This window comes from Nitrincola tibetensis (assembly GCF_003284585.1).
In the GTDB taxonomy this organism is placed as follows: domain Bacteria; phylum Pseudomonadota; class Gammaproteobacteria; order Pseudomonadales; family Balneatricaceae; genus Nitrincola; species Nitrincola tibetensis.
Window position 1 is genome coordinate 39218 of sequence record NZ_QKRX01000003.1, and the last position, 13041, is coordinate 52258.

The following is a 13041-nucleotide window of genomic DNA, read 5'->3' on the forward strand; positions in this document are numbered from 1 at the left end:
CCTATCATTCGTGTCCGGAGTCGTCTATTTGAAATGCACTTGGATGTGTTAAGGCTTGAATTAGCCGATTTAACCAAGTTTCAAATAAGGCCAACGAAAAGAGTGCAACGCCCGTGAGCATGACGGTTTGAGGTATCCAAAGTGGGATGCGCAGTAATCCGTAGGACATCTCATTAAAGCTCCAACTGTCCTCCACCAAACGAAAGGTATAAACACTGAGGTACGCGCACAAGGCTAATGCTAAGGACAGACACCAAAGCTCTACAAATACACGCACTTTGGGCGATAAATGGCTGATGAGCAGGGTAACGCGAATATGTCCATTGTGGATAAACGTATAGGCCAAGCCTAAAAAGCTCGCGCCGACTAAAAGAAATCCTGATATTTCGGACAAACCGGGAATGACTAAGCCGACATTATCGAAGCCGAGCCAAGCACTGATTTTATCGAGAAGACGTCCGAGAACTTGTAAGGTAATTAAGCTACAAATGAGTACCAGACAAGCCGCGGCACCGAACGCCCCAAAGGTATATAAAGGTCGAAGTCGGTAATGCATGATGAGTTACCTGAAAAAAGACCGGTCGCCTATGCGATCCGGTCATGATGCTTATTGAGCGGCGTAGCGCTGGAGGATGGCTTGGCCTTGAGCACCGGCTCTTTCAAGCCACTCTTGTGTCATGATGTCGCCGCTTTCTTTAAGTGCGCTTGACAAGGCTTCAGACGGTTCACTTACCTGTATGCCATTGTCTTTAAGAACTTGTATGGCGGATTGAGTTTCTGCTTGGCTCATTTCCCAACCACGCTTCTCAGCGGCTTCAGCGGCATCCAATACGGCTTGTTGCACCTCTGGGCTTAAGCGCGAGAAGGCTTGTTCATTGACGATGACCATATTCTTTGGGATCCACAACTGAGTGTGGTTGAAGTGGCTAAGATAATCCCAAGCTTTGGTATCGGCACCTGTTGCAGGAGAGGTCATCATGGCGTCGACTCGGCCGGTACTAAAGGCCGTTGGGATATCGGGCACTTCTATTTGAGTAGGAACGGCGTGTACGAGTTGTGATAAGCGCTCACTGGCTAGGTTATAGGCACGGATTTTAAGATTTCTGAGATCGCTAACATCATTGAGTTCTTTTTGTGAGTATAAACCTTGTGGTGGCCATGGGACGGCAAATAGCAGGCGGATGCGCTGTTTTGCTAATTCTTCAGTAATGACCTCTTTTGAAGCTTGCCATAAAGCCCAAGCTTCATCGTAGTTTGATGCCAAGAAGGGAACAGAGTCGACATCAAAGATCGCGTTTTCATTGGCCAAGCGTGACATAATGAGCTCACCAGATGGCACGATTCCACGACGAACGGAATTTTTGATTTCAGCATGACCGATTAAAGAACCGTTAGAATGGACATTAATGGTCAAATCACCCCCTGTCCGCTCGGACACATCGTCAGCAAAGGCACGAATATTCACGGTGTGGAAGGTTCGATCACCATAGGGTGTAGGCATATCCCAGCTGGTCGCGGCTAAAGCAGACGTGACCGCGCTTGCACTCATTACAACGGCGAGTGCCGTTTTCAACAGAAGGTTTGTAGGCATATTTTTCGTCCTCAAAAGGTTTATTTATCTTTTTTTTCGCATAAGGGGCACTGAAAAATCATCAAAGAGCATTCAAGATGCTTCTTATCCTAAGGAGAGTAGTCAAGAACCCTTCGATTCGTCAACATTATTTTTACACTTTATCGATAATTTATTTGCAAATTGTGTTTGTTTTGTTAAATTCCATTTAAAAATAACCAAGAAAGAGCCGTGTCATGACTCAGTTACTCTTAAATGCAGATGTCGGAGAAAGCTTTGGTGCTTGGCGGATGGGACAGGATGAAGCCGTTATCCCACACGTTCACCTTGCGAATATTGCCTGCGGGTTCCATGCATCAGATCCTGATGTCATGCGCTCAACCATACGTTTGGCAAAACAACATCAGGTTAAAATTGGGGCGCATCCGGCGTATCCTGATTTACAAGGTTTTGGTCGACGCTCATTGCAGTGTTCGCCTGAGCAGATTGAAAACTTGGTGCTCTATCAATTGGGCGCGCTGCAGGGGCTCTGTCGAGCTGAGGGCACCGAAGTCACCTACGTGAAACCTCATGGCGCTTTGTACAACGATATGATGAAAAATGAAGAATTGCTGCGTGCGATATTGAGAGGTGTGAAGGCCTATTCAGAACATTTGCCTTTAATGATCATGTCAACGGCGGATAATTCGCGAGCTAAAGCCATGGCAGAAGAGGAGGGCATGAAGCTAATGTTTGAAGCCTTTGCAGATCGTGCCTACGATGATGCAGGCTTTTTAGTTTCTCGGCGCTTACCCAATGCGGTTCATCACAATCCAGAGACGATTATTGAGCAAGCGACACGAATTGCGCTCAAACAACCGCTGTTATCCAATACAGGAAAATCGCTGCATTTAGAAGCGGATACCCTCTGTGTCCATGGTGATAACGAAGAGTCTATCGCGGCCGTTAAGCGCATTCGCGCCGCATTGGATGAGTTAGGCTAATTTATGATAAAAAAAGCACGGCTCGTACCTCGTATTGAACATGCGGGTGTTGATGCATGGACGGTTCGTTTGTTCGATGATATTGCCGAAGAGAATATGCCTTGGATCTTAAGCTTAGTGAAGCGCTGTGAGGTTCTGTTCTCTGAGCGACTGGTTGATATCGTTCCATCTTACACAACGGTTTGGATTCAGTACGATTTAACCAAAATATCGTCTCAAGCGTCCCGGCAAGTGCTCGTTTCGTTGCTACAGGAATTAAATCCATTGGACATGAGTCGTGAAGGCTGTTTGAAAGAAATTCCGGTGTGGTACCACCCAAGTGTTGGGCCTGAGCTTGCGCGTTTGCAGGATGAAAAAGGCTTGTCTTTGGACGAGGTGATTGCTCTCCATACTGAAAAAGCCTTTCGTGTATTTGCATTGGGATTTGCACCAGGGTTTGCGTTTATGGGCAGCCTGCCTGATGCCTTGGTCTTGCCGCGTTTATCCACACCGCGCCAGCAAGTGGCGGTTGGGAGTGTTGCGATTGCTGAGCGACAAACGGCTGCATATCCACAAGCGACGCCCGGTGGTTGGAATGTGATTGGGCGGACACCTTTGCGGTTATTCGACCCGCAACGCGACGCCATGAGTTATCTACAGGTGGGGGATCTGGTTCAGTTTGTGAGTATTACTCAACAGGAATTTAAGCGACTTGGCGGAGATGACCGATGAGCCATCCAATCTTGCGAGTTATTCAAGCAGGTCCTTTAGCGCAGTTGCAGGATGCGGGTCGATTTGGTGTACGCCATTTGGGGCTGACTCAAGGTGGGCCGATGGATCTGGAGTCTTGGGCGCTTGCCAATCAGTTGGTGGATAATGCTTGGGGTTGTGCCGTTTTAGAAATTACCGTTGGTGGCTTAATTCTGGAGTGCCTAGAGGATGTTGATTGTGCAATTACTGGAGCCGATTTAGGTGCAACGGTGGATAAATCTCCGATTCCGCTTTGGCAAAGTTTCTCGCTCAAAAAAGCACAACGCCTCGCCTTTGGATCGCCTAAACAAGGACTGAGGGTGTATCTTGCCGTAAAGGGTGGTTTTGATGCACCGCGTTTTCTCAAGAGTTGTGCCTCAGTGCAGCGTGAGCAGTTGGGTGGACATAAAGGGGATGGCAGTCGTTTAAGTCGAGAGGATGTGTTGTTTGCTTCGACACTATTCAAGTCGGCCTCCGAGCATAAAAAGACTCAGCCGCGCGCCTTCGGTCAGATAACCGATTTAGATTTGATTCCCGGTGCTCAAGTGCACCTTTTTTCAGGTAGCAGTCTATTTCAAGCGTTTAATCAGGTTTGGACAGTGGATTTGCGTGCAGATCGGATGGGGATTCGTCTTACAGGGAACCCACTCCAAGTAAAATTACCCTCGTTAATCTCTGAAGGAATCGGGCTAGGGGCTGTACAAATTCCACCGGATGGCTGCCCGATTGTGTTGTTAAATGATCGTCAAACGATTGGTGGCTATCCGAAGCTAGGGAGTTTAACGCCCTTGGCCTGTGCGCGTTTGGCTCAGGTGCAGCCAGGTCAGTCCGTTCGGTTTAGAGCTTGTGGGCAAATTGCGGCATCTGAAGCCTATGCTCAATTTTTATCTAGATTTAAATGAGTCTTGTGTGCAGCATTGATACCCCCACTCTATCCATTTTATTCTGCGGGAGTGTAAGACTGATCAAAAAATAATCAGTTTTTCACAATCTAGCATTGATGCTGACTTGAATCGCTTTCCCCCCGAGTGTCCCAGTGTTATGCACAGTCTTATTCAGGTTTCATGTGCATAATACACTTATCAACACCTGAGTGAGTCAGCAAAAACCGTTAATTGTGAAAAATCTCTGAAAGGCCCAGATAATGGGCCCTAACAGGGGGTAAAGGGTGTGCAAAACTGTGTTGATATTGTGTATAAGTTGTGGGTGGATTTAAGTCAAGTGGGTTTAAAGACGGATTTAATGCTTTAAAACCCCTGCGTAAACAAGGAAATATGTGGGCGTAAATCCCTTGCTGAGATCATAAATACGCCATTTCCACCTTTTTCAAATTCTGCCCACATGAACGGAACTTCAGGATAGAGCTCTATCAAATGCGCTTCGCTATTACCAACTTCAACGACAAGTAAACCTTCTTCATCAAGATATTCACAGGCCTCTCTTAAAATGCGCCGTGTAATATCCAAGCCTTGATCCCCAGACCCGAGTGCTAACGCAGGCTCGTGATGAAATTCAGCTGGCATGTTGGATAAATCCTGAAGATCAACATAAGGAGGGTTACTGACAATCAGATCGTAGCGCTTGCCTTTAAGTGCATTAAAAAGATCGCTCTGAATAACATGCACACGACCGTTGAGTTCGTGGCGTTCGACATTGGTTTGAGCAACGTCTAATGCATCGCTCGATATATCGGCCAGATCAACCTCAGCCTCCGGAAAAGCATAAGCGCAGGCAATACCTATGCATCCACTGCCTGTGCATAGATCGAGAATTCTGTCGACTTGTCCGGGCCGTAGCCAAGGATCAAACTCCTGCTCAATTAGCTCTGCAATCGGTGAACGAGGAATCAGAACACGCTCATCAACATAAAAAGGCATGCCCAAAAACCACGCCTCTCCAACTAAGTAGGGTAAGGGGATGCGCTGCTCAGCCCGACGCTGGATAAAATCCAACACCTTGATGCGTTCGGTTTGTGTGAGTCGAGCATCTAAAATAGCTGGGTTGGCATCCCATGGCAGATGGACAGCATTCAGCACTAACTGTACAGCTTCGTCCCACGCATTGTCTGTGCCATGCCCATAAAAGACGCTGTTTTTCTGAAAATACGTCATTGCCAGGCGAATGTAGTCACGAAGTGTCTGCAGGTCTTGGAGGATTTGTTCAGTTTCAGTTGACATGGGGCGGGTCCAGAATGAGTTTAGCGGCACAAAGAGAGGTAATGGTAAAGAAATCTTGCTGAGAGTGCTATGATGTTTAAATCATTATTGAATCGCGTGCGATAATATCAGGAAGCATCCTGTCTAAGCCGAGCGTTACAGGTATTGGGAGAAAAGTAATCGATGGCCGGTATTAAATTAAATTCAAATGATCAGAATTTGCCTGTATTAATGGCGCGTCAGCCAATTTATACCAAGAGTCAGGATGTGGCCGCCTATGAGCTACTCTATCGAGATGAGCAGGGCAATTTTATTCAGGGATTGAAAGATGATGAAGCGACACTGGCCGTACTCATCAACTCCTATTCGTCAGTCAATGCCAACAACCAGAATGAAAACGTTCCGTTCTTTTTAAAAGTGACGGATGAAATCTTACTGAGCAATCAGTTGCCAGACCTCCCTCGTCATATGTTTGTTTTACAATTGCTTGCGCATACGGATGTGACGCCAGCATTGATTAGCCGATTACAGGAGCTGGCGAAGCAGGGGTATCGTTTAGCTTTGTCTGGGTTTGATCCAGCCGATACCAAGTTTTATCCGCTTCTTAAGGTTATCCATGTTCTAAAACTGGATATTCAACTGATTGGTTTACACCGCATCCCTAACTTGGTTAAAAAATTAAAGCCTTTTAACTTGGAGCTTTTAGCCGACAAGGTTGAAACTCAAGATGAGTTTAGACAATGCCTTGAAATGGGCTTTGAGCTTTACATGGGTTATTTTTTGAGTAAACCCTGTTTGGTGCGAGGAAAAACAATCTCTGGCAATAAAGTAATATTGCTTCAGGTCTTAAATGAGCTCAACAATCCTAAGTCCACGCCCCAGTCGGTTGAAGAAATAGCGTTAAAAGATCCGGAACTGACGTACAAAATACTTCGCGTCGTCAATTCTGCGGCCTTTAATGTACAAAAAGAAGTGAGATCCTTGTCCCATGCGATCACGTTGCTCGGGATGGAACAAATAAAGCGCTGGGTCATGTTGTTTTTGACGAAAAGCGAAGGCGGAAAGCCCCTAGAACTAACGCGTACTATGTTGGTTCGTGCCAGAATGTGTGAGCTGATGGCTGAGATATTAGAATACGATAACCCTATGGATTATTTTATTGTGGGCTTGCTGTCTCAGTTAGATGTGATGATGGACATGAACATGACGTCACTGCTGGAGCAGGTGCCTTTGCAGAGCAATGTGAAGAATGCCTTGTTGGAGCGTGAAGGATCGTTAGGTAAAGTGCTGAAAGAAGCTGAAGTGTATGAAACTGGTGAGTTTGATCGTTTAAGTGATCTGCTGGAAAGACCTTTTTACGAAGTTTCCTATCGTCATAGTATTAAGTGGGCGGATCAAGTCCTCAGTGCAATGCATACCTAAACTGTCAGTGGTTGTTAAAAGCGCGTCAGCCCCTGATTGAGGCTGACGCATTATTTTTTAATCCAGCAAAGAAATATCACGAACAGCGCCTTTATCCGCTGAGGTGACCAGTTTTGCATAGGCCTTAAGTGCGGCCGATACTTTGCGTGGTCGCTCATCCGCAGGCTTCCAACCTAAACGGTCGCGTTCGGCACGGCGTATCGCCAGCTCTTCATCACTTAAGAGCACATCAATGCGTCGATTTGGAATGTCGATGCGGATACGATCCCCATTTTGTACAAGACCGATGGCACCACCTGCTGCGGCTTCCGGTGACACGTGACCAATCGACAGCCCTGATGTACCGCCCGAAAAGCGTCCATCGGTTAATAAAGCACAGTCTTTACCCAAGCCTTTCGACTTAAGATAAGACGTGGGGTAGAGCATCTCCTGCATGCCCGGCCCACCTTTTGGACCTTCGTAACGAACAATCACAACATCGCCTGCTTTAACTTTATCTTCGAGAATATGGGCAACGGCCTGATCTTGTGATTCGGTAATGTGGGCTGGACCTTCAAACACCATAATGGAGTCATCAACACCTGCAGTTTTTACAACACAACCGTCCTCGGCAATGTTACCAAATAAAACAGCCAAGCCTCCTTCCTGCGAGAAGGCGTGCTCGCCAGAGCGGATACAGCCATTTTCACGGTCGCCATCTAGGGTAGGCCAACGAGTTGATTGACTGAAGGCAACCTGAGTTGGAATGCCCGCAGGACCCGCCTTGTAAAACTCAAGGACTTCGGGTGATGGGCTGCGCATGATATCCCAAGTTTCTAAGGCTTCTTTCATCGAAGTGCTATGCACCGTAGGGAGATCAGAGTGGAGTTTGCCTGCTCTGTCCAGCTCACCAAGAATCGCAAAGATACCGCCGGCGCGGTGTACATCTTCGATATGATATTTTGGCGTGTTAGGCGCGACTTTACATAGCTGTGGAACACTGCGTGAAAGTCGATCAATGTCTTTTAAATCAAACGCAATTTCACCCTCGATGGCAATAGCCAACAAGTGCAGAATCGTATTGGTTGATCCGCCCATGGCAATGTCTAGAGACATGGCGTTTTCAAAGGCTTTGAAGTTGGCAATGTTACGAGGCAATACCGAGGTGTCGTCCTGCTCGTAATAACGCTTTGCCAGTTCGACGATGCGGTGTCCTGCCTCTTCAAACAAACGGCGGCGATCGCTGTGAGTGGCTAGGGTCGTGCCATTTCCCGGCAGCGACAGACCTAAGGCTTCCGTTAAGCAGTTCATTGAGTTGGCAGTAAACATACCAGAACAAGAACCGCAAGTTGGACAGGCTGAGCGCTCGTATTCAGCGACCATTTCATCGCTTGCGCTGTCGTCAGCGGCAATGACCATCGCATCAACTAAATCAAGTTTGTGCTCTGAAAGCTTGGTTTTACCCGCTTCCATGGGGCCGCCCGAGACAAAGATCACTGGGATGTTCAAACGCATGGCCGCCATAAGCATTCCCGGTGTAATCTTATCGCAGTTTGAAATACAGATAAGGGCATCGGCACAGTGTGCGTTGACCATGTATTCAACCGAGTCGGCAATAATGTCCCGTGATGGCAATGAGTAGAGCATGCCGTCGTGACCCATGGCGATACCATCGTCAACGGCAATCGTGTTGAATTCTTTCGCCACGCCACCCGCTTTTTCTACCTCGCGTGCAACCAGTTGTCCCATGTCTTTTAAGTGAACATGGCCTGGAACGAATTGAGTAAATGAGTTGGCAATCGCGATAATTGGCTTTTGAAAATCATCATCTTTCATTCCGGTGGCACGCCAAAGTGCGCGAGCACCCGCCATATTACGGCCAGCTGTGGAGGTCTTGGAGCGATACGCAGGCATGTTGTTATCCTTTGCTTAGGGTTCACGAGCTATTTTTATCAGTATAACAGATTCAAACACAGTCCTGAGTATACCAAAGACAGCCTTGTTTCAAGAGAGGTTGACGACTATTCTGTCACTTTTTGAGCAGGTAAATTCACCTATGACCATTCGAGTTGATAAAAAAGAAATTCGTAAAGATCCTTTCCTGCGTTTCTGTATGAAAACAGGCATTCCCTTATCCATATTGGCTGTGTTGTTACTTTGGGGGGGCGGGTATTTGCCATTTCCCTATGTGAATGTCTTGTTTGTGTTGACCACCTCTCTGGCCATTCTTATAGGCTTAGCCTACAACGTCCGTTTTGTGATGCTATCGGTTCGATCTATTCGTGAACAAGAAGAGCAAGCAAAACTGAAAAAGTAGGGCAAGGCTTGAGCTGTTCAGAAGCGATTCATCTGGACTCATTTAGGATTAGTTTTAACGCTAAATCTTAAATGTTCGGGTATTGTTCTGAACGGAGGATCCATGAATGCCATCAACGTTGTTGAATGAAGGGCGACGTAAGCTCATATCGATATCACTCTTATGTTTAGCTGTCGTTCCCTTGATGTTTGTTTCTGTTGCCACGGTCGCCAATTCACCCGTTAGTCTGAAACAAGCAACCGAAATTGCTCAGAAGACCTTTGGTGGGCAAGTACTCAAAGCGGAAGAGGATGAGGCCAGTGGGGATAAGGTATATCACATACGCATCGTCAATGAAGGACGTGTTAGAGATGTGCAAATCAAGGCGAGTACGGGTGAAATCATTGCACCGTAGGGTAAGGGCATAGGCATGAAATTGTTGATTGTTGAAGATGATCCGGATTTACGTCGGCAGTTGGTCTCTATTTTAGCCGACAAAGGCTATACCGTTGAGGAGTGTGCTGAAGGTAAAGATGCCGTTTTTCAAGGACAAGAGTATGACTACGATGTGGCCATTGTCGATCTAGGGTTACCAGGCCTATCGGGAATGGAGGTCATTCGAGCTTGGCGTCAACAGCAGCGAGATTTTCCTGTGCTTATTTTAACAGCACGAGGTCACTGGCAGGATAAGGTTGAAGGATTGGAAGCGGGAGCCGATGACTATTTGGTTAAGCCCTTTCAGCCAGAGGAGCTAATTGCTCGATTAAATGCATTGGTGAGACGCGCGGCAGGTCATGCTAAGCCTCAGCTTACGTTTGGGCCAATCACCTTGGATACGGTGAGCCGTGTTGTATGCTTGAACGATGAAGAGGTTCGTTTGACTAGCTATGAGTATAGAACAGTCGAATACTTGATGCTGAATGCGGGTAAAACGATTTCTAAAACTGAATTAACAGAGCATCTTTACCATCAGGACTTTGATCGTGACAGCAATGTGCTTGAGGTCTTTGTACGTCGTTTACGGCAAAAGCTCGACCCAGATCAGTCATTACAGCCAATTATGACGGTGAGAGGCTTAGGTTACCGATTTAACCCGGATATTAAGACGCAGCCTTGAAATTAAAATTGATTCCGCGCTCGTTACAAGCCCGTTTGTTATGGGCTTCTTTCATTTTACTGCCCTTAGTCATTGCCGCCGCAGCGATTGCACTGCAGCGATCCTTCTATGATAGCTTAGTGACTTCCGAGCAATCTCAAGCACAATTGCAGGTGTATGTTATTCTTAGCTCGGTAGAGTTACTTGAGAATCAGCCAGTGTTGCCTGAATTACTCCCTGAACCTGACTTCATGAGGCCAGATTCGGGTGTGTATGGTTACATGAGTAACCCTTCAGGAGACGTTTTATGGCGCTCATTGTCGGCTCAGTTTTTGGCAAAAGATATAGAGGAAAAAAGTTTAAAAGGACGTTACCCAGATCCTGGGCAGATGCATTTCCGATATTTAAGGCAGCAAGGCTATTTTTTGATGCAATATCCTGTTGTTTGGGAGTCGCCAGAGGGTGATCTTGACTTTATGGTATCTGTATTACGGTCAGATCTGTCGGTTGATGAGCAAATGTTGGGGTTTAAAACTCGTTTATGGGGGTGGTTGTCGGGTGTTTTCTTACTGGCGCTTTTTGTTCAGTATGTGATCATGCGTTGGGGGTTAAAACCCTTACATCAATTAGCGGACGATCTTAATCGTATAGAAAAAGGTGATGCCGAAGGCTTGACGGGTATATACCCTCTTGAAGTGCAGGCCGTTACCGATAATCTTAATCAGCTTATTAAAAGTGAACGCCAGCAGCGAGAGCGCTATCGCAATACACTTGCCGACTTGGCTCACAGCCTTAAAACACCCTTGGCGGTGATTGCTGGTGCGAGTAACGAAAAGCTCGATGACCAAGCCTACAAGCAATTAATTGAGGAGCAAGCTCAACGCATGGGACAGATAGTTCAGTATCAATTATCCCGTTCGGTTAAGTCTCAAAGTCGCTTGTTGGTTAAACCCATTAAAATATCGCCTGTTGTACAGCGTATTGGCGGTGTTTTATTGAAAGTCTATGCCGAGAAACAAATTCAGTTTGAAAATAAGGTCTCAGAAGCAGCTGAATTCCAAGGTGATGAAAGTGACTTGATGGAGCTGCTTGGTAACTTAATGGAAAATGCCTGTAAATATGGTAAACGCCGTGTCCGAGTGACCTCTTATACTACGCGTAATGGGGTGTTATTGATGATAGAGGATGACGGTAATGGTATTTTGCCAGAAGAGTCGCGGGTGATTTTAGAAAGGGGCAAGCGTATGGACACCTCGACCAGTGGGCAAGGAATAGGCCTTGCTGTGACCGTTGATATCCTGAGCAGTTACGGTGGGGCGTTGGAGGCAGATAACTCGCCGGAATTAGGTGGTGCACGCTTTCGCATGATGATTCCTCTGGCGTAACTTCGAATTTCGCCAGAGGAACACAGGTTTAAAGCGCTTTAAAAAACACCTTGGAGTTACGTTGGAAGTTATACAAGGCTTTTTTCTCACCGGGTAAGTCATCTAGGGGAGCTGGTTTAAAACCTCGCTCTACAAACCAATGAGCGGTGCGCGTTGTTAACACAAACAAAGACTTGAGACCCAGCTCATGTGCTCGAGCTTCAATGGCTTCTAATAAACGATCACCTCGCTCCCCCCCGCGGTATTGGTTATCGATGGCAACACACGCCAGTTCACCGACCTTGTCTTCAAGGAAGGGATATAAAGCAGCACAGCCAATAATGACATTATCGCGCTCAACCAGTGTAAAGCGTTCTATTTCAGCTTCCAAACGTTCTCGGGAGCGTCTGACTAATACGCCCTGAGACTCCAGTGGCGCGATTAACTCAAGAATTCCGCCGACATCATCGATACTTGCTTGACGAATTTGCTCATACGACTCTTTAATCACCATGGTGCCGGAACCATCGCGTGTAAAGAGTTCGGCAAGGAGTGCTCCATCCTGTTGATAGCTGATTAAATGACAGCGTGGCACATTGTGTTCGCAGGCATCGGCGGCGGCTTGGAGTAGTCGAGCCGTTTCAGAATAGGCTAGGCTGACATCTTCAATGCGAGACAAGTACTGAGATACCATTCGCTTCGCGGTTGCGACCAATAGTTCACTGCGTAGGTCGCCTCGGCTGTCGCGTATCCCGTCTTCACTACCAAATAAAATGAGTTTATCCGCCTTGAGCGCAATTGCGGTGCGTGTCGCAACTTCCTCCACTGACAGATTAAAAATTTCCCCTGTCGGCGAAAAGCCAAGGTTTGAAATTAAGACAATGTTGTTGAGGTCTAATTGTTGATTGATGGCTTTATGGTCGACTCGACGAGGCTCACCCGTGTGGCCTAAGTCAACACCATCAACAACCCCTGCGGGTTTAGCCGTCACAAAGTTGCCACTGCACACTCGAATTCTAGAGCCATGCATGGGCGTATTCGATAAACCCATTGAAAATAGCGCTTCTAATTCTGCACGAAGCACACCTGCGGCCTCGATAACACAGCTGAGTGTATCGCTATCGGTGATGCGCTGGTGATGGTGAAGTCGAGTGGGAATGTTTCGTTGCTGTAAGCGCGTTTCAATCTGAGGGCGTGAACCATAAACAACGACTAGTCTGACATCAAGGCTATTGAGTAGCGCAATATCATGAATAATATTGGTTAGGTTAGGATCATCCAGTGCTTCTCCACTGAGCATCAAGACAAAGGTTTTTTCACGATGAGCATTGATGTAAGGAGACGAGTGCCTAAACCAGTTTACGTATTGCAGTGCGTCTTGTGTTGAAGAGGGTTTATTCACAATCAGGCCTAATCTAGGTTCAGTAAGTGCGTTGAATCTCTATT

Annotated in this window: 13 protein-coding genes; 8 read left to right on the forward strand and 5 right to left on the reverse strand. The window is 46.8% G+C overall.

Features of this window, described 5'->3' with window-relative positions; genetic code table 11:
• Nucleotides 1-4 precede the first annotated feature (4 nt).
• Nucleotides 5-556 (reverse strand): TRAP transporter small permease, encoded by a 552-nt coding sequence (locus DN062_RS04510; protein WP_112157973.1) that lies wholly within the window; start codon nt 554-556, stop codon nt 5-7.
• Nucleotides 557-607: 51 nt separating this feature from the next.
• On the reverse strand, nt 608-1591 hold the full coding sequence (locus DN062_RS04515; protein ID WP_112157975.1) for a TRAP transporter substrate-binding protein: 984 nt from the start codon (nt 1589-1591) through the stop codon (nt 608-610).
• Between the two features lie 215 nt (nt 1592-1806).
• Between DN062_RS04515 and DN062_RS04520 the strand changes: the two genes are divergently transcribed.
• From DN062_RS04520 to DN062_RS04530, 3 genes are read left to right on the forward strand one after another with little or no spacing between them, the layout of a single operon-like run.
• Nucleotides 1807-2553: a 5-oxoprolinase subunit PxpA gene (locus tag DN062_RS04520; protein WP_112157977.1), complete on the forward strand. Its 747-nt coding sequence runs from the start codon at nt 1807-1809 to the stop codon at nt 2551-2553.
• Nucleotides 2554-2556: 3 nt separating this feature from the next.
• Complete coding sequence (gene pxpB / locus DN062_RS04525) at nt 2557-3264, forward strand: 5-oxoprolinase subunit PxpB (RefSeq protein WP_112157978.1); 708 nt, start codon at nt 2557-2559, stop codon at nt 3262-3264.
• Nucleotides 3261-4184 carry a 5-oxoprolinase subunit C family protein gene (locus DN062_RS04530; RefSeq protein WP_112157980.1) on the forward strand — a complete coding sequence of 308 codons (924 nt, stop codon included), beginning with the start codon at nt 3261-3263 and terminating at the stop codon, nt 4182-4184. The genes pxpB and DN062_RS04530 overlap by 4 nt, the downstream gene beginning before the upstream one ends.
• Before the next feature lie 345 nt (nt 4185-4529).
• Here DN062_RS04530 and prmB read toward each other — a convergent pair whose 3' ends face one another.
• Nucleotides 4530-5459, reverse strand: coding sequence for a 50S ribosomal protein L3 N(5)-glutamine methyltransferase (prmB, locus tag DN062_RS04535; protein WP_112157982.1), 930 nt, complete (start codon nt 5457-5459; stop codon nt 4530-4532).
• Nucleotides 5460-5621: 162 nt separating this feature from the next.
• Here prmB and DN062_RS04540 point away from each other — a divergent pair, with 162 nt between their 5' ends.
• Nucleotides 5622-6860, forward strand: a complete 1239-nt coding sequence (locus DN062_RS04540; RefSeq protein WP_112157984.1) for an EAL and HDOD domain-containing protein — start codon at nt 5622-5624, stop codon at nt 6858-6860.
• A gap of 57 nt (nt 6861-6917) precedes the next feature.
• On the opposite strand, the gene ilvD is transcribed toward DN062_RS04540, so the two are convergent.
• Complete coding sequence (gene ilvD / locus DN062_RS04545; RefSeq protein WP_112157986.1) at nt 6918-8753, reverse strand: dihydroxy-acid dehydratase; 1836 nt, start codon at nt 8751-8753, stop codon at nt 6918-6920.
• A 142-nt stretch (nt 8754-8895) separates the two neighbouring features.
• Between ilvD and DN062_RS04550 the strand changes: the two genes are divergently transcribed.
• The 4 genes from DN062_RS04550 to DN062_RS04565 all read left to right on the forward strand — a co-directional run bounded on the left by DN062_RS04550 (nt 8896) and on the right by DN062_RS04565 (nt 11616).
• Nucleotides 8896-9156 (forward strand): hypothetical protein, encoded by a 261-nt coding sequence (locus DN062_RS04550; RefSeq protein WP_112157988.1) that lies wholly within the window; start codon nt 8896-8898, stop codon nt 9154-9156.
• 106 nt (nt 9157-9262) lie between these two features.
• Nucleotides 9263-9550, forward strand: a complete 288-nt coding sequence (locus tag DN062_RS04555) for a PepSY domain-containing protein (protein WP_112157990.1) — start codon at nt 9263-9265, stop codon at nt 9548-9550.
• 15 nt (nt 9551-9565) lie between these two features.
• Nucleotides 9566-10252, forward strand: a complete 687-nt coding sequence (locus DN062_RS04560) for a response regulator transcription factor (RefSeq protein ID WP_112157992.1) — start codon at nt 9566-9568, stop codon at nt 10250-10252.
• Nucleotides 10249-11616 carry an ATP-binding protein gene (locus DN062_RS04565; RefSeq protein ID WP_112157995.1) on the forward strand — a complete coding sequence of 456 codons (1368 nt, stop codon included), beginning with the start codon at nt 10249-10251 and terminating at the stop codon, nt 11614-11616. Before DN062_RS04560 ends, DN062_RS04565 begins: the two co-directional genes overlap by 4 nt.
• A gap of 28 nt (nt 11617-11644) precedes the next feature.
• Here DN062_RS04565 and argA read toward each other — a convergent pair whose 3' ends face one another.
• A complete protein-coding gene (gene argA, locus DN062_RS04570) occupies nt 11645-12997 on the reverse strand; it encodes an amino-acid N-acetyltransferase (protein ID WP_112157997.1) in 1353 nt (450 codons plus the stop codon).
• Nucleotides 12998-13041 lie beyond the last annotated feature (44 nt).